Below are 22,884 nucleotides of genomic sequence, written 5' to 3'. Positions count from 1 at the left end.
CGCGCATCCAGGGGTCCGCTACGCACCGCATCATGGCCGTATCCACCAGGTCGACACCATCCACGGTTCAGGCGAATAGTAGAGCGGCAGCGTGGCCGGCGGCGACAGCCGCTTGCGGTATGCCACGCGATGCTCGGCGCTGAACCACTGCGGAATCACATACGCGCCCTGACGCAGCACCCGATCGAGCGCACGCACCGCCGTGACGCGCTGGGCACGGGTCTCGCTGACGATCACGTTATCGATCAGGGCATCGACCGCGCGATCTTTCACGCCGGTGAAATTGGCGCTGCCCGGGGTTCTTGCCGCCTTGCTGCCGTAATAGTCATACAGCTCGTTGCCGGGGCTCTGGCTGTCGGCGAAGCGCATGGTGGTCATGTCGAAATCGAAACTGTCCATGCGTCGCTGGTAGAGCGCGTAGTCGACCTGACGCGGCCGCGCGTGGATGCCGAGCTTTTCCAGATTGCGTGCATAGGCCAGAAACACCCGCAGCATGGGACCCGAATCGTCGAGGAACTCGAATTCGAATGCCTGACCCTCGGCGTTGCGCAGCGCCCCGTCGCGATAGGTCCAGCCCGCCTCGGCCAGCAATTCACGCGCTTGGCGCAGGTTGTCGCGCAGGCTGGAGGGCGCCGTCGTCGTCGCCGGGATCGGCGCCGGACCGAACACCTTGGGGTCGAGCCGTTTGCGCAGCGGCGCCAAGAGCTTGAGCTCGTCCTCGCCCGGCAGGCCGTGCGCGGCGAGCTCGCTGTTGGACCAGTAACTGTCGAGCCGGATGTACTGGTTGTAAAAGAACTGGCGGTTCATCCACTCGAAATCGAGCGCCAGCGCCAGCGCCTGCCGCACCCGCAGATCGGCGAACTGCGGCCTGCGCGTATTGAGGATGAAACCCTGCATGCCGGCGGTGTTGCGGTGCTTGAACGTGGTCTTGACGAGTTCGCCCGCATCGAACTGCTTGCCGATGTATTGGCGCACCCAGTTCTTGGCGCTGTACTCGACGATGAAATCGAACTCGCCGGCTTTGAACGCCTCCAGCCGCGCCACCTCGTCCTTGTAGTAGCGGTAGGTGATGCGATCGAAGTTGAACATCCCGCGACGGGTGGGCAGATCCTTGCCCCAGTAGTCGGGATTGCGCCGATAGGTGAGCTGGCGCCCGTTCTGGTACTGCTCGATCAAGTAAGGACCGCTGGTGATCGGTCGCTCCAGCGCGATCTTGTCAAACGATTTGCCCGCGCCCCAGCGCTTGGAGAACACCGCCAGACCGCCAATGATGATGGGCAATTCGGGATTGCGACGACGAAATTGGTAGCGCACGGTGTGCTTGTCTATGACGCGCGCCTCCTTCACATCGGCGAGCAGCGCCGGATACTGCGGTGACACCAGCTTGCTGTTCAGTATGTCGAAACTGTATTTCACGTCGGCGGCCGTCACCGGGCTGCCATCGTTGAACCGCGCCTTGGGATAGAGCCGGAACGTGACGGCAAGCCCGTCCTGATCCACGCTCACATCCTCGGCCAGCAAGCCGTAGCTGCTGGCAGGCTCGTCGTCGCTGCCGATGAGTAGGCTCTCGAACATCAGGTTGCCCAGCCCCGCCGCCGACGTGCCCTTGAGCAAGAAGGGATTGAAGCTGTCAAAGCTGGTGCGCCGATCCGGATTGGGCAATAGCAGCGCGCCCCCCTTGGGCGCATCGGGGTTCACGTAGTCGAAATGACTGAACCCCGCCGGATACTTGGGCTCGTAACCCAGCGCAATGGCATGGCCTGCGCGGGCGGCAGGTGCCAGCAAGACGGCGGCGAACAACAAGGCGGGCAGGGAGCGCAGCATGCTTTGATCATAGCCTGCACACGCGTCAGGGTCGATGCCGGGCAGTGCCGCCCGCCCGCGCCACAACACCGGGGTGGGCGCAGGCCCCGTGTTAGAATCGACGCGTAACCCGTCACCACCCTGCCCATGCCTTATCTCGCGCTCGATACCACCACCGAACACCTGTCGCTGGCCGTGACCACGCCGCAGGGCGTGCTTGCGCGCGACTGGCACGTGGGACAGAAACATGCCGAGCGCACGCTGCCCGAGATCGAGGCGCTGCTGTCGGAAGCCGGCATCGCCCGCGCAGCGCTTGAAGGCATCGTCTACGGCATGGGCCCGGGCTCGTTCACCGGCCTGCGCATCGGTTGCGGTATCGCGCAGGGCCTCGCATTCGGCCTCGGCATCCGGCTGGTCGGCGTATCCACACTGATGGCACTGGCGCAAGGCAGCGGCGCGGATCGCGTCTATGCCTGCCTGGACGCCCGGATGAACCAGGTCTACGCCGCGGCGTTCGAGCGCGATGGCGAAGGCTGGCGCGAAGTAATCACCGCCAGCGTCTGCGATCCGGATGCCGTATCCATCCCCGAGGGTACGGGCTGGACGGGTGTTGGCAGCGGCTTTGCCGCCTACGGCGAGGCCCTGGGCACCCGGCTGGGCGACGCCCTGGGCACAACGCTGCCCGCACGGTTTCCACATGCCCGCGACCTGCTCGCGCTGGCATTGCCTGTGTTCGCGCGCGGAGCCGCACTGGCGCCCGAGGATGCGCCACTCGTCTACCTGCGCGACAAGGTGGCGCTCAAGACCCACGAGCGCATCAAGGCATGAGCGCGCCAGCCATGGACTTCCGCCCGCTGGCCCCCACCGATCTGGCGGCCTTGCTGCCGCTCGATGCGGCGACCAACAGTCATCCCTGGCATGCCGACAACTGGGCGGACTCGCTCCGTAGCCACCTATGCCTGGGCCTGTTCGACGGCCCGTACCTGGTCGGTTTCTCCGTTGCCAGCCGCGTGCTCGACGAAGCCGAGCTGCTTGCCATCGCCGTCGATCCCGCACGCCACGGCCAGGGCCTGGGCAAGCTGTTGCTCGCCGAAACCTGCAACCGGCTCGCGGCCGACGGCGCGGCCATGCTGTTCCTCGAAGTGCGCGCCGGCAATCGTCGGGCACAGGCCTTGTACGACAGCGCCGGTGGCAGCGAGACCGGGGTGCGCCGCAATTATTATCCTGGCCCCGCGGGCACTCGCGAGGATGCGCGGCTTTATGCGTTCACGCTGACTGGGATCGCCGTATGAGCCGGCGCGACTTTGTCCTCTCCGAGCTCGGGCTGACGCCGCTGTGGGTGCGCCCTGAGCGGATCACCCGCTCCATGGCTGCCGCTTCCGCCGAAACCGGACAGCCTGGGCCGCAGCCCGTCGCGCAAGCCGTCCCGCAGCCTGTGGCAATGGAACCCGCCCCGCTTCAACCTACGATGCGCAGCGCCGCCGATGCCGTGCGCTCGGCGATCGCCGACGCTGCGCCGGCCCTCCGCCCCCCCCTGGCCGCGACCAGCCCGAATCCAGCGCCAGCGACACGCGGCGCGCCGGTCCAGCAGGTCAAACTGGTCATCGGCGAGGGGGCGCGTGCCGAGCGCATTGCCAGCCTCGATTGGCAGGCACTGCAACGCGAAGTGGCCGGTTGTACCGCCTGCGGGCTGTGCCAGACCCGCACGCAAACCGTATTCGGCGTCGGCAACCCGCAAGCCGAGCTCCTGGTCGTGGGCGAGGCGCCGGGCGCCGAGGAGGACCGCCAGGGCGAGCCCTTCGTCGGCGCCGCCGGCAAGCTGCTCGACAACCTGCTCGCCGCCATCGGTGAAAAACGTGGCGAACGCGTGTTCATTGCCAACGTGCTCAAGTGCCGCCCGCCCGGCAACCGCAATCCACAGGCCGAGGAAGTGCTGCAATGCGCGCCTTTCCTTGCCCGCCAGATCGCGCTGATCCGGCCACGCCTGATCTTCGCCGTCGGCCGCTTCGCCATCCAGACCCTGCTGCAGACCGAGGCACCGGTCGGCGCGCTGCGTGGCAAGGTGCATGAAGTCGACGGCATTCCAGTGGTGGTCGGCTACCACCCGGCCTATCTGCTGCGCAACCTGCCCGACAAGGCGCGCGCCTGGCACGACCTGCTGCTGGTCGAGGACCAGTTGACGCAACTGGCCGGCAAGCAAGGCTAAATCTGGCCGGATAGCGCGATACGGCATGGCGTGTGGCCAGCCCATGACGTATCAAGGTAGGTAAACCACCCCAAACCGCCCGACATGCCCCTGCGCCCCCGCCTGCTCGCCTGCCTGCGTCTGACCGTGGCTATGCTCACCGTTACGCTGGCGGCGTTGAGCTTCGTGCGTGCGGAAAGGCTGGAACAGCATGCCAGCGCGAGCCGCCGGGCGAGCGCCGAGCAGGACGCCCGCCGCAGCATGGCCCTGCTTAACCACTGGTTGGACACCCGGCACCAGGCCTTGCGCGGCGTAGCCGCACTGTTCCTCGCATCAACCGAGGTATCCGCGCAGGAATACGCGCATGCGGCCACCGTATTGCAAGCGGCCGCAACCGGGGGCAAGACCATCGGCCTGGCCTACGCCGAAGAGGATGCCCATGGCGTGCTGCGGCTGCGCTACAACGCCCGGGGCGTCAACCTGCCGATCGGTGCGGACCTATCGCACGATGCCGGCCTGCTCGCCTTGTTACCCCAAGCGACGAGCGGCAATATCGATACGCTGCTGAGCCCCATGGTGCGCGGCGCCGGTGGCCGGGCCTGGGCCTATCACGCCTATCCGCTACAGCGTCATGGCAAACGGGCACTGGCCTTCACCCGAATCGACTTCACCGACATGCTGGACACGCTGCCCAAGTCCAGCCTGATATTGCGCCTGGCCATCGCCACGACTGGCCAGCCCGCCGTGTTTGTCGTGGGTGAAGCCAGCGATATGGGGCCGGACGCGCTGCACCAGACCACCTACCGCGCCAACAGCCGCTGGGACTGGTACTGGGAACAGCCGGATGCTGACGTCGACGGAAATGGCGACAGCCGGTGGCTGAGTAACACTGTCCGCTGGGGCGGCCTGATCGCCATCGTGTTGCTCGGTGCCGGCACCCTCGTCCTGCTCGAGCTTTATGTGCGCAGCCAGCGACGCGAAGCGGAGCTGGAGCTGGCGCGGGCCCAACTGGAAGACAGCGAAACGCATTGCCGCACGCTGATCGATCAGCTGCCTGGCGCGGTGTTCCGCTGTCGTGCCGACAGCCAGTGGACCATGCTCTATCTCAGCCCGGCCATTACCGCGCTGACCGGGCTCGCGCCCGAGGCGCTGATCCACAACCGCGATCTGAGCTTTGCCGACCTGATCCACCCGGACGATCGCGGCCATGTGGCGCACGAGATCCGCTACGCGCTGGTCGGCGAGGAGCCGTATGAAATCGAATACCGGCTGCTGCCGCCCGACGGACAGGTGCGCTGGATCTCCGAGCGCGGGCGCAGTGTCCACCTGGGCACGGCGCGGCTCATCGACGGCATGCTGCTCGATATTGGCGCAAGGAAGGCGGCGGAGGCGGCGCGGGCCGAGGCAACGACGCTGCTGCGTGCCATCGTTGACAACACGCCCAATGTGGCGATCCAGGGTTACGACATCGAAGGCCGGGTGCTGTTCTGGAATCGCGCCAGCGAGCGGCTGTTTGGCTGGTCCGAGGCCGAAGCGGTGGGCCGGGTGGCTTCGGAATTCATGTTCAGCTCGGTCGATCACCAGAATTTCCTGGGCGTGCTGCATCATATTGCTGCTACCGGCGAGGTCACCGAGCCCGCCGAATGGCCGGTGACCCGCCGCGATGGCAGCATCGCCTGGACGCTGTCGACCCAGTTCCAGATCATCGGGCAGAACGGCGAGGCGACCTATGTGTGCATGGATGTCGACATCACCATACGCAAGCAGTACGAGGACGAGTTACGCCAGACGCGTGATCGGCTGGAAGAACTGGTGGCGGAACGCACCGGCGAATTGCGTACCGCCAACGACGAGCTGAAACAGGCGATGAACCAGCTGGTTCAGTCCGAGAAGCTCGCCTCGCTCGGCAACCTCGTCGCCGGGATCGCGCATGAGCTCAATACGCCGCTGGGCAATACCGTGACCGTCTCGTCGACGCTGCAGCAGAAGGTGGCCGAATTTCGTACGCTGTTGCAGGAAAATCGCCTGAAGCGCTCCGAGCTCGAAAGCTTCCTCGAGATCAGCATCGAAGCCGCGCAGCTGATCGAGAAAAGTGCCCAGCGCGCCAGCGAGCTGATCAGCAACTTCAAGCAGGTGGCGGTCGATACCGCCAGCACGCGACGCCGGGAGTTCAACCTGAAGCAGACGATCGAAGAAGTGATGTCCACGCTGCGCCCGCAACTCAAGCACACCCCGCACCAGGTCGAAGTCGATCTGCCACACGACGTGCAGCTGGAAAGCTATCCGGGACCGCTGGAACAAGTGCTGACCAATCTGGTGCTCAACTCGCTGGCGCATGGCCTCACTCAGGAGCAGCCGGGCCATATCCGCATTCACGCCGCGCTGCTGGACGCGCGCAATGTGCAACTCGTCTACCAGGACGACGGCCGGGGTATCCCCGAACCGCTGCGCCGACGCGTGTTCGACCCCTTCTTCACCACCCGGCTGGGCCAGGGTGGCAGCGGTCTCGGGCTCTATATCGTCTACAACCTGATTTACAACGTGCTGGGCGGCAAGCTGGCGCTCGACGATGCGCCAGGTGGCGGCGCCCGGTTCACCGTCACGCTGCCCATCACCGCCCCGCATCCGCAGGAAGACCATGACCGACCCTCGTGATGACGAACTGCAGCTGATTGCCGAAGGGCGCCAAGCGCTGCCCGACACCCACGCACGCTGGGCCGTGCTCGTCGTCGACGACGACGAGGAAGTCCACGCCGTCACCCGCTTCGCGCTGACCCGCCATGTGATCCTGGGGCGCGAGCTGGAACTGGTGCATGCACGTTCGGCTGTCGAGGCCCGCGCCATCCTCGCCGAACGCCAGGATTTCGCCGTGATCCTGCTCGATGTGGTGATGGAAACGGACGACGCAGGCCTCACCCTGGTCGGCTATATCCGCGAGACGCTGAAACTGGCTGAATGTCGCATCATCCTGCGCACTGGCCAGCCTGGCTACGCCCCCGAACTGACCGTCTTCAACGATTACGACATCAACGACTACCGTACCAAGGCCGAGCTCACCCATACCCGATTGATCACCGCGATCACCGCGGCGCTTCGCAGCTACGATCAGATCCGCACCATTGCCGAGAACCGGCGCGGTCTGGAGCTGATCGTGCGCGCGGCGGCCGATCTGATGGAGCAACATGCGCTCACGCAGTTCGCCGAAGGTGTGCTGACCCAGCTCACCGCGCTGCTCAAGCTGCCCCTCGATGGCATCGTCTGCGCCCAGCGCGGTTCGCCGATCAATGAATCCGAGCGCGACCGGCTCTACATCGTCGGTGCGGCCGGCAAGCTCGCCCCGTTGATCGCCGCCCCGCTGGATGAGCTGGACGATGACCGGGTCCGCCAGGCCATCGAGCAAACGGTGCAGTTCGGCATGCACCAGTTCACCGACACCCATACCACGCTGTACCTGCATGGCGCCGATCAGGAAGGCGCCGTGTTCCTGGATACGCGCCAGCCGCTGTCCGAGGCGGACCGCCAGCTGATCGAGGTGTTCGCTGCCAATATCTCGGCCTGTTTCTCCAACGTGAATTACGTCGAGAAGCTCAATTTCGCCGCCTATCACGACGCGCTCACCCACCTTTCCAACCGCTCGCGCTTCATCATCCAGCTGGAACACGCGCTGCATGGCGGCCATGCCGACCGGGTGGCGCTGTTGATCGACATCGATCACTTCGCCGACATCAACGACGGTCTCGGCCACGATGTCGGCAGCGAGCTCCTGGTGGCAGTGGCATCGCGGCTGGAGGAAAACCTGCCCAGTGCCTGCCGGCTCGCCCGCGTCGACGCCGACGTGTTCGGCATTCTGGGCCCGGCCGACCTGTTGCAGCCGCAACAGCTGCTCGAGCTGTTCCAGCAGCCGTTCGAGGTGGGCGAGCACCTCTTGCCGATCTCGGTCAAGCTCGGCTATTGCCGGCTGCAGGACGGTCGCGGTTCAGGTTTCTTGCTGCTCAAGCGCGCCAATATCGCGCTCAACCGCGCCAAGAAGAATCTCTCGGCCGATTTCGAGCATTTCAGCAGCGACATGGAGGAGCACACGCGCTGGCGGCTCGACCTGATCCGCAAGCTCAAGCATGACTTCCATGCCGGAGGGCTCGCGGTGTGGTACCAGCCGCAGGTACTGATCCAGACCGGCGAAGTCTGCGGCGTGGAGGCACTGCTGCGTTGGCCCGATGGTGAGGGCTTTGTGCAACCGCCGTCCGTGTTCGTGCCGCTCGCGGAGTATTCAGGCCTGATCGTCGATATTGGCGACTGGGTGTTGCACGAGGCGTGCGGCGCCTACCTCGCACTGTCCAAGCTGCAGGAAACGCCATTGCGCATCGCCGTCAACGTATCAATGCCGCAGTTTCGCGCCGGCAACCTCACCGAGCGCGTCGCCAGCCTGCTCGGCAGCCGCCGCGTCCCCCCGTCGGCACTGGAGCTCGAAATCACCGAAAGCATCGCCATGGATGAGCCCAAGACGGTGGTCGCCACGCTGGAAGGGCTGCGCATGCTGGGAATCAGCGTGGCGATCGACGACTTCGGCACCGGCTACTCCTCGCTGGCACAGCTGCGGGCGCTGCCGATCGACAAGCTCAAGATCGATCGCGCCTTCGTCGACGAAATCCGCGATGGCAAGGGTGGTCTCTTTGCCGAGACCATCGTCACGCTGGCGAAAAAGCTGGGCCTGGGCATCATCGCCGAAGGCGTGGAAACGCCCGAACAGGCAGGCTTTCTGCGCGCGCTGGGCTGCGCCGAGGCGCAGGGCTACTATTACGCCAAACCGATGCCGCTCGCCGAGCTCACGGAGTGGCTGGCGGCAAGGCAGCGGGGATGAGGGTCATCGCTTGCGGCGCAATGCCTGTGGCGATTGCGCCCTAGCTGGAGGCCATAGCATCTGATGATTGCGTCGGATACGGCCTCGCCGCCGGGCCGCGGGAGGTCATCGCATATGAGAAAATGGCGCATTGGCCATCACAAATAACAAGAGCATGAAAATGTACAAATACCAAGAGATGACCCAAAACGACAAGAACCGGCTCGCCGCCGCAATTTCTCATGTCGCGTATTTCAGAAGCTATGCCGCGATTTTGACTCTTGGATGCATGGAAAGAAGTTGGTGCGTAAATGATATAGGCGACAGAAACTATTTATATTATGGCCCTCGCCTCAACCCCATGGATACCAGCGAAGCTTGTGCTTTTTTTTATTCTTATAACGCAGAGGTTTTTCATTTCTATCTGTGGTTTGTAAAGGAGGCGTACGTAATAAAAACTGAAAAAGTAATGACTTTGCCTGCACCTACCGCTGAGCTAAAGGAAGACCTATTGCAGGCGTTGCAAGTTTTTGTTGCATCAACATTTGGCGAAAGCCGCATCAAGTCGGAAATAAGGTTCGAAGGAATCCTATGAAATGATGAATGCCACACGACGTACAGCACGTCCATAGGGCGCAATCGCCGAAGACATTGCACTGCGCAATCTCTTTTCAGCGCCTACGGCGCAAGCATGCCGGTTCCGCCCGGCAGACGGGTTCATTTCTTTTGCTTCGCCAAAAGAAACGAACCAAAGAAAAGGTGACCCCTGCCTTACGGCCCTCCGGGCTGCCCTCAGTCGGTCGCGAGCCTAAGGTCTCGCTCTACTCCTTCGGCGCTCGGCAACAGGGAGGAAAACCATGCGCCAGTAGGTGCTGGGCCGTTCACAGCAACTTGTTTACCAGGAAAATCCCACCTCCTCCCTTCCGCGAAGGGGGAACCGGTGCGCAAAGAACAGAGAATAGGCCAGCGGTCTTCGCGTACCACCCGAATTCCCCTCAGGAGCGCCGAGTGAGGAACAAGCGGGGCGGGGTTTCGGCGAGCACTGTTTGAGCGCAGCGAGTTGCGCAGCCGCCGACTCGATTGTCCGCAGCGAGGGAACCCGAAGGGCGCGGATGCGGGGTCGCCTTCTTTTGGATACTTTGCTTGGCGGCGCAAGAAAAGTATCCCGTCCGCCGGGCGGAACCGGCATCTAAACACCGCGCCGTAGGCGCTATCCCCGACCGACCCTCTAATACCTGAGCACCGCATTGACTGCTTCGACACATTGCGGAGTTGCGGCAAATCCGACCTCCACCTGTGAGCCCGAAGCCAGTGCGCAACGGGCTCAGGCTACCTCGCTCACACCGGCCACAGCGGCGGCTCGTCCATCGCCGCCACCTGCTCGCGCAGCGCGAGGATATGGTCCTGCCAGTAGCGCTGCGTGTTGAACCAGGGAAAGGCGTGCGGAAACGCCGGGTCTTCCCAGCGTTGCGCCAGCCAGCCGGCGTAGTGGATCAGCCGCAGCGTGCGCAGCGCCTCGATCAGGTGGAGCTCGCGTGGATCGAACTCGCAGAAATCCTCGTAGCCCGCCAGCACATCGGCCAGCTGGCGCACGCGCTCTTCGCGCTCGCCCGACAACAGCATCCACAAATCCTGTACCGCCGGGCCCATGCGCGCATCGTCCAGGTCGACGAAATGCGGGCCGTCCGGCGTCCACAACACATTGCCGCCATGCACGTCGCCATGAAGGCGGATGGCCGCCACGGTCCCTGCCCGCTCGTAGCAGTAGGCCACGCCTTGCAGCGCCTGATCGACCACGCTGCGATAGGCCGGCAGCAGATCATCCGGAATGAAGTTGCCGGCGAGCAGCAGATCGCGTGGGCCGCTGCCAAAAGTCTGCTGCGTCAGCGCCGGCCGCTCGGCGAACGGCCGGATCGCGCCGACCGCATGAATGCGGCCGAGAAAGCGGCCCAGCCATTCCAATGTGTCGGGATTGTCGAGCTCGGGCGCGCGACCGCCCCGGCGCGGAAAGACCGCGAAGCGGAAACCCTGGTGTTCGAACAGCGTACGCCCGGCTATCTGCAGCGGCGCCACCACCGGGATTTCGCGTTCGACAAGCTCGGCGGCAAACGTGTGCTCTTCCAGTATCTGCGCATCGCTCCAGCGCCCGGGGCGGTAGAACTTGGCGATGACGGGCGCTTCGTCGTCAACGCCCACCTGGTAGACCCGGTTCTCATAGCTGTTGAGCGGAAACTGGCTGCCGCTGGTTCGGAACCCGACGCTATCGAGGACGTCGAGCACGCAATCTGGCGTGAGCGCCGCGTAGGGGTGCGTCATCGGCTGACCATGGCTCGTTGCAGGAAGCCCGGATTATCCCACGCCCGTGTCGCCTGCACGTCGGCGATTGACGCCGCAGCCTCCTACACGTCGACAAAGCGGGTGCCGCGTGGCACAAAACTAACGTGGGATGCCGTGCAAGCAGGCATCGCCGGCGATGCCGCGCGCGATTGGCGGAAGGTCTGCGCAGCGGCAGGATTTCTCCCAAGCCTTAAGCCCAAGGGCGTGGGACCACGCAAACATGGGGCATCCCGGTTGGGAATGCCCCATGCGTCAGCACTACGGATGCTGTCGAGCCGTTGCGAAAACCCCGCAGGCGGCCGCAGCTCAATGCAAAGTATCGTCGGCCTGGCTCCAGCCCTCGTCCGGATTGAAGGCGCTGATCGTGGGCGCAATCTCGTCCGTGCGCTCGCCCAGGTCGCGCTCGAACACCACGCCATCGTGACTGACGATGAAGGTCTTGATACCCGATACGCCATAATCGGCCGGCCACGCTATCACTGCGAAACCACCGAGCAGGTAACCCTTGGCGAGGTAGTCGTAGGCGCCCCCCTCCGCCGCCGGGCCTTGTCGGGTCAGCAAGCGGTAGTAATAGCCGTGATACGGCGCAGGCGCGTCGCCACGCTTGCGATAGCCTTCGCGAAACGCATCTGCCACCAATGCACCCAGCGGGCTGGGCTTACCATCCGGGGCCCTGACCGTATCGGACCAGTAGAGGCCATCACGCTTGCCTGCGCTGCTGACGATGCGCCGGGCGTAGTGCAGCAGCTTTGCGTTATCCGGATTGCGCTGGTAGTACTCGCGCTGCGCGTCGACCAGCGCCAAGCTGACCTGGATGGTGTAAAGCTCGTTGAAGCCGATACGCCGGTTGATCAGCTCCTCCGCGCCCGCCGGCGTGTCGAACGCCCATTGGCCGAAGGCATTCTTCAGCGGAATCGGGAACGGCCAGCCGTCCTCGCCCACTTCCAGCACGCGGGTGCCCGGCCCCGTTTCGTCGAGCTTCCGTCCGGCCTTCAACGCAGCAAGGAAGCGCTCTCGTACTCGTTGGTCGGCGACCGGATCACCGGAATCGAATAGCGCTTGTGCCTCATCGCCGAACAAGGCCAGCAAGGCGCCGTCGTCAGGCTGCTCCAGTGCCGACTGCAATGCGGCCACCGCCTCCTCGGGGGTGGCGAAATGGCGTTCGGCAGCCTGGGCATGAAGCATTGACAGCGACAAGATCAGGATCGCCAGCGCGCGTGGCAGCAGATTTTGGATGGTGTACATGGGTGTCCTCCTTAGCGGCGGCCGCCACCACGACTGCCACCGCCCGATGGGCGGGGTGGGCGTGATGCGCTACTCGTGGCACGGCTGGTCTGGCCGCGATTGCTGGCCGCACGCGTCGCGTTGGCGCCGCGATCGGTCCCCTGAAAGGCTTGGTCGCGCTGTTGCGAGGTGCGGCTGCCCGTCGTACCGCTGCTCTGGCGATCGCGGGACTGCGTATCGCGCGACTGGACATCGCGAGTCTGGGAATCCCGGGACTGCGGACGTTGCGCAGCACGGTCGCCGCCCTGCGCGCGATCGCCACCCTGGGCACGATCACGCTCGCGGTTCTGCGCCGTGGTGCGATCGACTGCATCACGATCGACCTGGTTCAGGTTCTTGCGCTCGGAATCGGCCCGGCCGCGGAACTGCTCGCGGTTTTCCGCACCCGCCTTGCCCTCACGGTTGAAGCGCTGCTGGGTGGCGTTGTCGCGGTACTGCACGCCCTTGCGGTGCGTGCTGTCGTGATTCCACTCGCGGTTGCTGACATTGGTGCGGTTGAAGTTGTTGTAGCGGTTCACGTCGATGTCGATATCGCCGCCGCCCCAGTTGCAGTTACCCCAGAGCGCCGCACCGACCGCCACGCCGACAGAGAACGAGAAGAAATTCGCCGCTGCGTAGCCGGGCGGGTACCAGTAGTACGGGGTGTAGGCCGGATACGGCCAGGTACCGTAGACCACGGTGGGGTTGTAGGTCGGCACGTACACCACTTCGGGCTGTGTCGGCTCGATCTTGATCACCGTGGTGCCCGAGGACGTTGCCTCGGTGCTCACCTTCTGCTCCTTGCCGGATTTCAGGTTGCCTTCGGCCTGTGCCTTGGCGCGCAGCCGCTGCACCGCATCCATCACGTCTTTCTGCTGCGCCAGCACGGCATCGCCCAGTTGCTGGGTCCAGTCGAGCTTGTCGTTCATCATCTGCAGCACCTGCGGGAACGCCGCCAGTGATTTCACGCTGGCATCCCAGCTTTGCTTGGCCATCGCGTCTTCCAGCGCCTTGTCCTTGACGTTGGGATTGGCCTTGGACCAGCGCGCCGCTTCGACCACTTCCAATGGATAAGTTGCGGCCATCATGATTTGCGCCACCAGCGCATCCGGATAGAGTGCGATCGGCGCGGCCAGCTGCTCGAGCTGCTCGGGCTTGAATGGCTTGGCGTCGTCCGCCTGCGCCCAGGGCATGCCCAGGCAGAAGGCGAACAGCAACAGTACGATGCGTACGGCGCGGCTCATGATTCGCTTCCTCCATGTCAGTAATGAAATGAATATAGTCAGCGAAACGTTACCGTGAAGCCGGCGCGCATAAAAAAAGCCGCCCTTGTGGGCGGCTGCTTGCGATGCGGCTCAGTGCTTGGCGTGCAGCCCGCACTCCTTGAACTCGGGGTTCTCCCACCACCAGCGGCCGGAGCGTACGTCCTCACCCAGCGACACCGAGCGCGTACAGGGCGCGCAGCCGATCGATGGGTAGAACTGGTCGTGCAGCTTGTTGTACGGCACCTGATTGCCCTTGATATAGGCCCAGACTTCCTTCTCGGTCCATTCCAGTAGCGGGTTGAACTTGGCCATGGCGTTACCGTCGTCCCATTCCTGGTGCGCCATATCGGTCCGCGTCGGCGACTGTTCGCGACGCAACCCGGTAATCCACGCCTTCTTGCCGGCGAGCGCGCGCGCCAGTGGCTCCAGCTTGCGGATGCGGCAGCACTCCTTGCGCAACTCGACCGATTCGTAGAAGGCATTGATGCCGCTCTGGTTCACGTAACGCTCTACGCTCGCGGCGTTGGGGAAGAAGGTGACCACCTGCGTAGTCGGGTACGATTCGCGCACCTTGGCCATCAGGTCGTAGGTTTCGGCCGGCAGCCGGCCGGTGTCGAGGCTGAACACCTCGATCTTGAGCCCATGTTTGGCGATCAGGTCGGTGATCACCATGTCTTCGGCGCCAAACGAATTGGCGAAGACGGCGGGGCTGAACTCGGCCTCGACGCGGCGCAGCACCGCCAGCGTCTCGGCGAGCTTCTGTTCCAAATCCATTGCTAAGCTCCAGACTACCGTTCCCGGTTAAAACACCAGTTTCGCACCGATCAGGGCCAGCATACCAGCGAGCACCGGCCGCAGGATGTGGTCCGGCATACGGCCGGTCAGCTGGCTACCGAAGTAGATGCCCGGCAGCGAGCCGATCAAGAGGTTGGCGAGCAAGCCCAAATCGATATTGCCAAGGCCGGCGTGGCCAAGGCCCGCCACCAGGGTGAGCGGCACCGCGTGGGCAATCTCGGTGCCGACGAGGCGCGCGGTCGGGAGCAGCGGAAACAAGAGGAACAGCGCGATGGTGCCAATGGCACCGGCGCCGATCGACGACAGTGTGACGATCACGCCCAGCAGCACTCCGGTGGCGACGGTGGCCCACATCCGGCGCGGACCGCCATACAGCGTCTCGCCGACGCCGACATGGGTCTGGGCAAAGCGCAGCAGCTGCTGCTTGAACACGATGGCCACGGCAGTGATCAACAATGCGATGCCGAGTGAGTGCTTGATCACCGCGTTCACCACCGCGGTATCGGCGCGCAGGCCATGCAGTGCCCACACGGTGGTCATGGCGGCGGGCACGCTACCGACGGCCAGCCAGCCGCAGATTTTCCAGTCGATATTGCGCTGCTTCTGATGGACGAAGACGCCGCCCGCCTTGGTAATCGATGCGTACAGCAGGTCGGTGCCGACCGCGGTGGCCGGGTTGATGCCGAAGAACAGCAGGATGGGCGTCATCAGCGAGCCGCCGCCCACACCGGTCATGCCGACGATAAACCCGACTACGAGGCCGGCGATGATGAATCCGATTTCCATATTGGCGCTGCTGCTTGAAAGAAGCGGCGATGATATCAGGGGGAATATTCGTCCTTATACTGATGTGTTACGATTTTAGAAGCACAGGTTATTTGATAAGGGGGCAAGGCCATGAAGCTGCAGCAACTGCGCTATCTGGTCGAGGTCGCGCGCCAGGGGCTCAACGTCTCCGAGGCCGCGGAAAAACTGCATACATCGCAGCCGGGCATTTCCAAGCAGATTCGCCTCTTGGAAGACGAACTCGGCGTACAGATCTTCATCCGCAACGGCAAGCGCGTGGTCGACGTGACCGCCCCGGGCCGCGAGATCCTGAAGATTTCCGAGCGTATCCTGTTGCAGGCGCAGAACCTCAAGCGCATCGGTGAGGAATTCGTCAACGTGGAGGGCGGCAGCCTCACCATCGCCACCACGCACACGCAGGCCCGCTACGCGCTGCCGGCCACGGTAAAGGCCTTCCTCGAGCGCTATCCCAAGGTACGGCTATCGATCAAGCAGGGCAGCCCGACCCAGATCAGCGAGATGGTCGTCGACGGAGAGGCGGATCTTGCCGTCGCCACCGAGGGCATCGACCACTACCCCGAGCTCGCCATGCTCGACTGCTACGACTGGAACCGCAGCGTGGTCGTACCCAACGCGCATCCGCTGGCCGCGCTCGGCCGCACGCTCACGCTGGCCGATATCGCCGCCTACCCGCTGATCACCTACGATTTCGCCTTCACCGGCCGCAGCAAGATCAACCAGGCCTTCGAGCGGGTCAATCTCACGCCCAACGTGGTGCTGACCGCCATCGACACCGACGTGATCAAGACCTATGTGCGCCTCGGCCTCGGCATCGGTCTGATCGCCGCCATGGCCTACGAGCCCGATCACGATCGCGACCTCGTTTGCATCGATGCAGGTCATTTGTTCGAGAAATCGACCACCCACATCGGCATGCGCAAGGATGCCTACCTGCGTGGCTACGCCTTCGATTTCATCGAGCTGTTCGCCCCGCACCTGAGCCGAGACGTGATCCGTGACAGCCTGCTGTGCGAGCCGAGCGAAGCGGACGACGAATAAGTATCGAGGTCTCGGCCAACAGGCGCTCCACTCTCCTTGCAAGCAACAAAAAACCGGCCCAGGAGCCGGTTTTTTGTTGCTGCCGTCTTGCCGCTTTACATTTCTTCCAGCACCGCGATACCCAACAGGCCCAGGCCCGTCTTCAGCGTATTGGCCGCTGCGGCGCACAGCGCCAAGCGGCTCGCGCGGGTTTCGCCTTCGGACTTGAGCACCGGGCAGGCTTCGTAGAAGCGGCTGAACCGGGTCGCCAGCTGGTAAAGGTAGGCGCAGAGGAAGTGCGGGCAGGTTTCGGCGGCGACTTGCGCCAGGAGGTCCGGGAACTGCGCCAGCTGCAGCGCCAGCGCGTGCTCGGCCGGCTCGGTCAGCGTGAGCTTGGCGTGGTGGTCGAAGCTGCCGGCGGCGCGGAAGATGCTGGCGAGCCGCGTGTACGCATACTGCAAGTAGGGGGCGGTGTTGCCCTCGAAGGACAGCATGGTGTTCCAGTCGAAGATGTAATCGCTGGTGCGGTGCTTCGAAAGGTCGGCGTACTTCACCGCACCGATGCCGACGGCGCGGGCGATGCTGCGGCGTTTTTCTTCGGCGAGGTCCGGGTTCTTCTCGCTGACCAGATCGAAGGCGCGGCGCTCGGCTTCGTCCAGCAGTTCCACCAGCTTCACCGTGCCACCGGAGCGGGTTTTGAACGGCTTGCCGTCCTCGCCCATCATGGTGCCGAAGGCGACGTGCTCGGTGGCGACATCGGCGCCGATGAAACCGGCCTTGCGGCCCAGCGTGAAGAGCTGCTGGAAATGCAGGCCCTGACGTGCATCAACCACGTACAACAGCCGCCGGGCACCGAGCTTGCCGGCGCGATAGCGCAGCGCGGCCAGATCGCTGGTCGAATACAAATAGCCGCCATCCTGCTTCTGGATGATGTAGGCCTGCGCCTCGCCTTCCTTGTTCTTGAATTCGTCGAGGAACACCACCTGGGCGCCCGCGTCCTCGGTCAACAGGCCCGCGGCGCGCAGGTCCACCACCACGCGCGGCAGATCGTCGTTGTAGGCCGATTCGCCCATCACGTCGTCGCGCTGTAATTGCACGCCCAAGCGCTCGTATACCGCCTCGCAGTGAGCGAGCGACACCTCGAGGAAACGCTGCCACAGCGCGCGCACCCGTACATCGCCACCCTGCAGCTTGACCACGTAGTCACGCGCGCGGTCGGCAAAGGCGGCGTCCTCGTCGAAGCGCTGCTTGGCGGCACGGTAGAAGCCTTCGAGGTCGTCGAGTGCCAGCGCCTCGCTGCCAGCCTGTTCGGTTTCGACGAGGTAGGCAGTCAGCATGCCGAACTGGGTACCCCAGTCGCCCACATGATTCTGCCGTACCACTTGGTCACCGCGGAAAGCGAGCACACGCGCCAGCGCGTCGCCGATGATGGTCGAGCGCAGGTGGCCGACGTGCATTTCCTTGGCCAGGTTGGGCGACGAATAGTCGATCACCACCTTGTCGCCGGCGTGGCGGCCGGTGCCGAGCTGCACATCCGCCTGCTGGCGCGTCACGGTATCGGCGAGGAAATCATCGGCCAGCGTGATGTTGATGAAACCTGGCCCGGCGATCTCGATCTTACTGGCGATGCCGTCGAGCTGCAGCGCGGCCACGACCTTGGTGGCGAGCTCGCGCGGGTTCGTCTTCAGCGCCTTGGCCGCGCCCATCACGCCGTTGGCCTGGTAGTCACCGAACTCGGGCTTGGACGACGGTTGGACCACCGGGGCGGCGTCGGGCGCGCCGGCAGCGGCCAGGGCGGCCGCCACGCGGCAGGAAAGGAGCTCGTGCAAGGTCATGACTGTCTCGGGCAAATCGCAAAAGCGCCATTCTACCGGATTCCGCCCGCCTGCTTGCCGGGCCGGGGTGGACGCATTCCGGTAGAATCGCCCGCCTGATGTCGACCGCCCCCCCGCCCTCCTCCTCCGCCCAGCAAGTACTGGAACATGTGTTCGGCTACCGCGCGTTTCGCGGCGAGCAGGCCACCATCGTCGACACGCTGGTCGCCGGCCACGACGCGCTGGTGCTGATGCCCACCGGCGGTGGCAAATCGCTGTGCTACCAGGTGCCGGCGCTGCTGCGCGACGGCTGCGGCGTGGTGGTGTCGCCGCTGATCGCGCTGATGCAGGACCAGGTCGACGCCTTGCGCGAACTGGGCGTAGCGGCGGCGTTTCTCAATTCCACGCTCGATGCGGACGCCGCGCGCGAGGTGGAACGTGCCTTCGTCGCCGGCGAACTCAAGCTGCTTTACGTCGCGCCCGAGCGCCTCGTCACGCAACGTTTCCAGTCGCTACTGACCCGCGCACGCATCGCGCTCTTCGCCATCGACGAGGCGCATTGCGTCTCGGCCTGGGGCCACGACTTCCGCCCGGAATACCTGCAGCTCTCGGTGCTGGCCGAAGCGTTTCCCGGCGTGCCGCGCATTGCGCTCACCGCCACGGCCGATCACGCCACGCGTCAGGACATCATCACCCGGCTGCGGCTGGAGGGCGCGCAGCGCTTCATTTCCAGCTTCGACCGGCCCAATCTGCGCTACACCATCGTCGAGAAGAAGAGCGCGCGCGAGCAGTTGCTCTCCCTCATCCGCCGCGAGCACGAGGGCGATTCGGGCATCGTCTACTGTCTGTCGCGCAAGAGGGTGGAAGACACCGCCGCTTGGCTGCGCAGCAAAGAAATCAAGGCGCTGCCCTACCACGCCGGCATGGATGCCGAGACGCGCGCGCGCAACCAGCAGATCTTCATCCGCGACGAAGGCGTGGTCATGGTCGCCACCATCGCCTTCGGCATGGGCATCGACAAGCCGGACGTGCGCTTTGTCGCCCACCTCGACCTGCCCAAGAGCATCGAGAATTACTACCAGGAAACCGGCCGCGCCGGGCGCGACGGCGCCCCGGCCGATGCCTGGCTGGCCTATGGCCTCAACGACGTGATGCTGCTCACCGAAATGATCGAGGGCGGCAACAGCGCGGATGAGCAAAAAGCGGTAGAGCGCGCCAAGCTCTCGGCCATGCTCGGCCTGTGTGAAGCCACCGGCTGTCGCCGCATTGCCATCCTTGGCTATTTCGGCGAGGAAACCGGCGCCTGCAACAATTGCGACAACTGCCTGAATCCACCACAGCTGATCGATCGCAGCGACGAAGCCAGGAAGGCGCTGTCCTGTGTGTTCCGCACCGGCAACCGCTTCGGTGTCGGCCACCTCGTCGACGTGCTGCAGGGCAAGCTCACTCCCAAGGTGAAGGAGTTCTGCCACGACCGCGTCTCCACCTTCGGCATCGGCAAAGACACCGACGAGCCGACCTGGCGTGCGATCTATCGCCAGTTGCTGGCACGCGGTGCGCTGCGGCTCAACCCCGAAGGGCACGGCGGCTTGGAGCTGACCGATGCCGCGCGCGGCTTCCTCCGCAGCGAAGCCCCGCTGGCCCTGCGTGCGCGCACCGAGAAATTCCACTACCGCGGCGAGCGCGACAGCGGCTTTGCCACCGCCGCCGACACCACCTTGTGGCAGGCGCTGAAGAAGCTGCGCAAGGAACTGGCGGACGCGCAGAACGTGCCGGCCTACGTGATCTTCGGTGATGCCACGCTGCGCGAAATGGTGCGGCTACGCCCCGGCGACCATTACGAGCTGTCGCGTGTGACCGGCGTGGGCGATCGCAAGCTGGAGAAGTATGGGGATGATTTCCTGAAGGTGATCGGCACGCATTTGTAGTCCCGCTTTGGGTCGCCCCGGGGACCATACCCAATTAGCGCACGCCTGCAGCTGAGGGGCACCGACCAATCGCCTTTCAACGTGTCGCACGGCCTTGCCTGCGCCATTACTCCTTCGTCGGTGACACTTGTTCGCCTATCCCTTCCAGCTCGGCTTTCAGCGACGAGGGGTCCGCGATCAGCCTTGCTGCCAGCTGCTTCGCAGCATGAAACGCTTTCTCGTCCAGCTCAGGCTCGATACTATTCATGGCGTCCTTGGCCAACCTGTCCCCTTCCTCTGCCGCGATACTGTGTAGCGCGTAGGCCACCACCAGATTCTTCGGCAGCACTACCCCTCGCTCATACAAGGTGGCGAGCTCCTCGTACGCCAGCTTCCGCTTCTGTTGTGCTGCGGCGATGAGCCAGGTCCTCGCCGTTTTCCCGTTGTGTCTCACCCCCCAGCCATAGGCGTACTGGCGCCCTATGGCGAGTTGTGCGGCTGCATTACCCTGTTCCGCAGCCTTTTGATGCCAGCGCGCTGCCTCGGCGAAGTCACGTGGCACACCTCGGGCGTCGATGTAGATCTGCCCCAGGCGATACTGGGCCGGCTCGTAGCCCTGCTCTGCCGCAGTCAGATACCAGTGGATAGCCCGTTTCATATCCTTGGGCACGCCCGAACCGAGCTCGTATGCGAATCCCAACCTGAACTGATAAGCCGGATCCCCGGCTTTGGCCTGTTCGGTGAGTTGCTCGATTGCAGACTGGCTTTCCTGCTCTTCGGCAGGCGCTGCGGTTGCGGCAACGACCAGGGTGCACAGCAGCACACCACACAGGTAACGCAAGGATATGGGCATAGGCATGGGTGACTCGATGGAAGGGTTAGACCGCATCAATTGAAACATAAGCGACGCGGATCAGCAGCATCGGCGATCGCAAGTTGGCGCAGTATAGCGATGATTTCTTGACATTGACCGGGAGCACTCCAGCAATCGCGACTGCGTCATGACGCAATATTGCATTGGATACGTACTCCCTGGATCAGCGCATCAAACCGCACTCGTGCAACATTTATTCGATTCTCTTTGCGATATAGGTTTTTCCATCCTGCCTTAATGTCAATTGGATCACCAGGCCCTTTTCATTTTTAGCAAACTCAAGCTTTGCGTCGGCGACCCTCTGGTAGAAGCTGCCCTGCTCATCGAGATAGATGGCATGGCGTTCCTGACCAGTCGATTTCAAATAGAGCCCGCCCTTATCTTCACTGATTTTCAATTTCCAAAAAGGCGAGATGGCGTAAGTGCCAACGTACACCGCCAAGCTGTCGGCATCTATTTTCTGCGGCACCTTCTGCTTTGCCAACGGATACGCATCATCGATCAAATGGCGTGCGATATCCTCCAGGTCGTTCGTACTATTCCAGAGCGCAAAAACACCTTTCTGCGCGGCAGGGTCGAGCATCATGATCGAGCGCTGCCCTCCCGTTTGCCCATTGTGCCAAACGAGGGTTTTCCCCAGGGCTTGACTAATGTGCCACCCCATGCCAATACGTGCATGGTCATCAATGAACCGACTCATAGGCTGCTGTGCAGCCTTTGCCGCCTTTGCCAGGCGGGGCGAAACATCGCTTAGCCCGAGATTGAACTTCATATACCGCATCAAATCGTTTCCATTGCTGAGCAAGCCACCTGCGGCAGACCACACTCCCAAATGCCAGGGTGCCGTTGCTTGCAAATCTACATCATGCCCTTGAGCACGCACATTCTTTGGACTAGAGGGCTCAACCATGAAGCTCGTTGTCATACCTAACGGTTGGAGAATGCGCTGCTGCAACAACAGATCGAAGCCCATTTCCTTTTGATTTGCCAGCAACAAACCCAGCAGAGCCACCCCGTAATTTGAGTACTCAAACTGGGTTCCTATTGGCCGGGTCAACGTATAGCTGGATAAAAAAGCATAGAGTTGCTGCGCAGTGTAGTCCGCATAGGGATCATTGGGATTCTTGGGCTCCCAAGGGACGATAAGACGCGGCAATCCGGAAGTATGCGTTGCCAAGTCCAATAGGGTGATGGGCTTGCTGTGATCGCTTGGCGCTGTCACGCCTTGGGGCAGATAAAGGGAAATCGCATCGTCGCCCTTCACCTCGCGATTCTCGATCATGTCCGCCAAGAGCAGGCCCGTGAAGGTCTTGGTGAGGGACCCGATCTCGAATTGCGTACTCGCATCCACATCAGGCCCCGCCACGGCGGCTTTGCCATAGGCGATGATGTGCTCCCCATCCCCGTCAATGCGCCCAACCACGATGCCAACAGTTTGCTGCGCCTGATCGACACGTTGCTTGAGCAACTGCTTGAGCTCTGCATCGGTCATCTGCGCTTGAGTAAAATGGGGCGCGAGCAACATGAGGGCAACGACCAGGGTGCCCTGCAGCGCACCGCACAAATAACGCAAGGATATGGGCGTTGGCATGGGTGACTCATTGGAAAGGCTAGGTTGCATCAATTGCCGTGCAGGCGAGCGGGCGACTTACGAGCTGATCTTGGATCAGCAGCATCGGCGATCGCAAGCTGGAGCGGTACGGCGATGATTTCTTGAGGGCGATTGGGGCGCATCTGTAGCCACACTCACAGCGGAGGGCGCCGTTGATTGACCCACAACTGCACAGCCGGTCGTAGCCATTGCCGCCCGGCATAGGCAGCCAATCTTTCGGGCACGGGGTCCCCGTTGAGGACGAGACGATTGAGCATGAGCGCCAGGTCTACATCGGCGATGCACCACTCCCCGAAAAGGTTCGCTGCGTTGGCAGGCAGCAGTAACTGTTGCATCCCGGACGATAATCTTAGCCCTCGTAGTTGGCG

General features: G+C 63.5%; 17 protein-coding genes and 1 pseudogene. 8 read left to right on the top strand and 10 right to left on the bottom strand.

Features of this window, described 5'->3' with window-relative positions; genetic code table 11:
• Positions 1-30 precede the first annotated feature (30 nt).
• Positions 31-1,824 (bottom strand): extracellular solute-binding protein, encoded by a 1,794-nt coding sequence (locus NLI84_RS14560; protein ID WP_255991299.1) that lies wholly within the window; start codon positions 1,822-1,824, stop codon positions 31-33.
• Positions 1,825-1,950: 126 nt separating this feature from the next.
• Between NLI84_RS14560 and tsaB the strand changes: the two genes are divergently transcribed.
• From tsaB to NLI84_RS14530, 6 genes are all read left to right on the top strand, one after another.
• Positions 1,951-2,631 carry a tRNA (adenosine(37)-N6)-threonylcarbamoyltransferase complex dimerization subunit type 1 TsaB gene (gene tsaB, locus NLI84_RS14555; RefSeq protein ID WP_255991292.1) on the top strand — a complete coding sequence of 227 codons (681 nt, stop codon included), beginning with the start codon at positions 1,951-1,953 and terminating at the stop codon, positions 2,629-2,631.
• Positions 2,628-3,095, top strand: coding sequence for a ribosomal protein S18-alanine N-acetyltransferase (rimI, locus tag NLI84_RS14550; protein ID WP_255991277.1), 468 nt, complete (start codon positions 2,628-2,630; stop codon positions 3,093-3,095). Before tsaB ends, rimI begins: the two co-directional genes overlap by 4 nt.
• Positions 3,092-4,009 carry a uracil-DNA glycosylase gene (locus NLI84_RS14545; protein WP_255991265.1) on the top strand — a complete coding sequence of 306 codons (918 nt, stop codon included), beginning with the start codon at positions 3,092-3,094 and terminating at the stop codon, positions 4,007-4,009. Before rimI ends, NLI84_RS14545 begins: the two co-directional genes overlap by 4 nt.
• Before the next feature lie 84 nt (positions 4,010-4,093).
• Complete coding sequence (locus NLI84_RS14540; RefSeq protein WP_255991264.1) at positions 4,094-6,643, top strand: PAS domain S-box protein; 2,550 nt, start codon at positions 4,094-4,096, stop codon at positions 6,641-6,643.
• Entirely contained in the window at positions 6,627-8,846 is a 2,220-nt protein-coding gene (locus NLI84_RS14535) for a putative bifunctional diguanylate cyclase/phosphodiesterase (RefSeq protein ID WP_255991263.1), read from the top strand. Before NLI84_RS14540 ends, NLI84_RS14535 begins: the two co-directional genes overlap by 17 nt.
• A 154-nt stretch (positions 8,847-9,000) precedes the next feature.
• A complete protein-coding gene (locus tag NLI84_RS14530; RefSeq protein ID WP_255991262.1) occupies positions 9,001-9,420 on the top strand; it encodes a hypothetical protein in 420 nt (139 codons plus the stop codon).
• Positions 9,421-10,163: 743 nt separating this feature from the next.
• Here the strand turns inward: NLI84_RS14530 and NLI84_RS14525 are convergent.
• The 5 genes from NLI84_RS14525 to NLI84_RS14505 form a co-directional block, all read right to left on the bottom strand.
• Entirely contained in the window at positions 10,164-11,141 is a 978-nt protein-coding gene (locus NLI84_RS14525) for a serine/threonine protein kinase (RefSeq protein WP_255991261.1), read from the bottom strand.
• Positions 11,142-11,468: 327 nt separating this feature from the next.
• Positions 11,469-12,407, bottom strand: a complete 939-nt coding sequence (locus NLI84_RS14520) for a DUF2950 domain-containing protein (protein WP_255991259.1) — start codon at positions 12,405-12,407, stop codon at positions 11,469-11,471.
• Positions 12,408-12,418: 11 nt separating this feature from the next.
• Entirely contained in the window at positions 12,419-13,669 is a 1,251-nt protein-coding gene (locus NLI84_RS14515; RefSeq protein ID WP_255991254.1) for a DUF3300 domain-containing protein, read from the bottom strand.
• A gap of 111 nt (positions 13,670-13,780) precedes the next feature.
• Complete coding sequence (locus tag NLI84_RS14510) at positions 13,781-14,464, bottom strand: phosphoadenylyl-sulfate reductase (protein WP_255991253.1); 684 nt, start codon at positions 14,462-14,464, stop codon at positions 13,781-13,783.
• A 27-nt stretch (positions 14,465-14,491) separates the two neighbouring features.
• Complete coding sequence (locus tag NLI84_RS14505) at positions 14,492-15,271, bottom strand: sulfite exporter TauE/SafE family protein (protein WP_255991252.1); 780 nt, start codon at positions 15,269-15,271, stop codon at positions 14,492-14,494.
• A 111-nt stretch (positions 15,272-15,382) separates the two neighbouring features.
• Here NLI84_RS14505 and cysB point away from each other — a divergent pair, with 111 nt between their 5' ends.
• Positions 15,383-16,330: an HTH-type transcriptional regulator CysB gene (cysB, locus tag NLI84_RS14500; protein ID WP_255991251.1), complete on the top strand. Its 948-nt coding sequence runs from the start codon at positions 15,383-15,385 to the stop codon at positions 16,328-16,330.
• Between the two features lie 95 nt (positions 16,331-16,425).
• On the opposite strand, the gene argS is transcribed toward cysB, so the two are convergent.
• Positions 16,426-18,144: an arginine--tRNA ligase gene (argS, locus tag NLI84_RS14495; RefSeq protein ID WP_255991250.1), complete on the bottom strand. Its 1,719-nt coding sequence runs from the start codon at positions 18,142-18,144 to the stop codon at positions 16,426-16,428.
• Positions 18,145-18,242: 98 nt separating this feature from the next.
• Between argS and recQ the strand changes: the two genes are divergently transcribed.
• The gene (gene recQ, locus NLI84_RS14490) at positions 18,243-20,051 is read left to right on the top strand and encodes a DNA helicase RecQ (RefSeq protein ID WP_255991247.1); all 1,809 of its coding nucleotides are present in this window, start codon (positions 18,243-18,245) and stop codon (positions 20,049-20,051) included.
• Positions 20,052-20,157: 106 nt separating this feature from the next.
• Here recQ and NLI84_RS14485 read toward each other — a convergent pair whose 3' ends face one another.
• The 3 genes and pseudogenes from NLI84_RS14485 to NLI84_RS14475 form a co-directional block, all read right to left on the bottom strand.
• The gene (locus tag NLI84_RS14485) at positions 20,158-20,889 is read right to left on the bottom strand and encodes a tetratricopeptide repeat protein (RefSeq protein ID WP_255991246.1); all 732 of its coding nucleotides are present in this window, start codon (positions 20,887-20,889) and stop codon (positions 20,158-20,160) included.
• A gap of 208 nt (positions 20,890-21,097) precedes the next feature.
• On the bottom strand, positions 21,098-22,495 hold the full coding sequence (locus tag NLI84_RS14480; RefSeq protein WP_255991245.1) for a serine hydrolase: 1,398 nt from the start codon (positions 22,493-22,495) through the stop codon (positions 21,098-21,100).
• A 155-nt stretch (positions 22,496-22,650) separates the two neighbouring features.
• Positions 22,651-22,884 (bottom strand): annotated as a pseudogene (locus NLI84_RS14475) (hypothetical protein); the annotation flags it as partial.

Origin of the sequence: Chitinolyticbacter albus (genome assembly GCF_024437655.1) — a bacterium.
In the GTDB taxonomy this organism is placed as follows: domain Bacteria; phylum Pseudomonadota; class Gammaproteobacteria; order Burkholderiales; family Chitinibacteraceae; genus Chitinolyticbacter; species Chitinolyticbacter albus.
Note: the sequence above shows the minus strand (reverse complement) of the source record. Positions and strands in the feature narration are given on the sequence as shown.

Coding starts and splice junctions, on each gene's coding strand:
- NLI84_RS14515 (WP_255991254.1), bottom strand. CDS start 13,669: ATGAGCCGCGCCGTACGCATCGTACTGTTGCTGTTCGCCTTCTGCCTG.
- NLI84_RS14535 (WP_255991263.1), top strand. CDS start 6,627: ATGACCGACCCTCGTGATGACGAACTGCAGCTGATTGCCGAAGGGCGC.
- NLI84_RS14520 (WP_255991259.1), bottom strand. CDS start 12,407: ATGTACACCATCCAAAATCTGCTGCCACGCGCGCTGGCGATCCTGATC.
- NLI84_RS14540 (WP_255991264.1), top strand. CDS start 4,094: ATGCCCCTGCGCCCCCGCCTGCTCGCCTGCCTGCGTCTGACCGTGGCT.
- NLI84_RS14480 (WP_255991245.1), bottom strand. CDS start 22,495: ATGCCAACGCCCATATCCTTGCGTTATTTGTGCGGTGCGCTGCAGGGC.
- NLI84_RS14560 (WP_255991299.1), bottom strand. CDS start 1,824: ATGCTGCGCTCCCTGCCCGCCTTGTTGTTCGCCGCCGTCTTGCTGGCA.
- NLI84_RS14525 (WP_255991261.1), bottom strand. CDS start 11,141: ATGACGCACCCCTACGCGGCGCTCACGCCAGATTGCGTGCTCGACGTC.
- tsaB (WP_255991292.1), top strand. CDS start 1,951: ATGCCTTATCTCGCGCTCGATACCACCACCGAACACCTGTCGCTGGCC.
- recQ (WP_255991247.1), top strand. CDS start 18,243: ATGTCGACCGCCCCCCCGCCCTCCTCCTCCGCCCAGCAAGTACTGGAA.
- cysB (WP_255991251.1), top strand. CDS start 15,383: ATGAAGCTGCAGCAACTGCGCTATCTGGTCGAGGTCGCGCGCCAGGGG.
- NLI84_RS14545 (WP_255991265.1), top strand. CDS start 3,092: ATGAGCCGGCGCGACTTTGTCCTCTCCGAGCTCGGGCTGACGCCGCTG.
- NLI84_RS14510 (WP_255991253.1), bottom strand. CDS start 14,464: ATGGATTTGGAACAGAAGCTCGCCGAGACGCTGGCGGTGCTGCGCCGC.
- NLI84_RS14485 (WP_255991246.1), bottom strand. CDS start 20,889: ATGCCTATGCCCATATCCTTGCGTTACCTGTGTGGTGTGCTGCTGTGC.
- NLI84_RS14530 (WP_255991262.1), top strand. CDS start 9,001: ATGAAAATGTACAAATACCAAGAGATGACCCAAAACGACAAGAACCGG.
- argS (WP_255991250.1), bottom strand. CDS start 18,144: ATGACCTTGCACGAGCTCCTTTCCTGCCGCGTGGCGGCCGCCCTGGCC.
- NLI84_RS14505 (WP_255991252.1), bottom strand. CDS start 15,271: ATGGAAATCGGATTCATCATCGCCGGCCTCGTAGTCGGGTTTATCGTC.
- rimI (WP_255991277.1), top strand. CDS start 2,628: ATGAGCGCGCCAGCCATGGACTTCCGCCCGCTGGCCCCCACCGATCTG.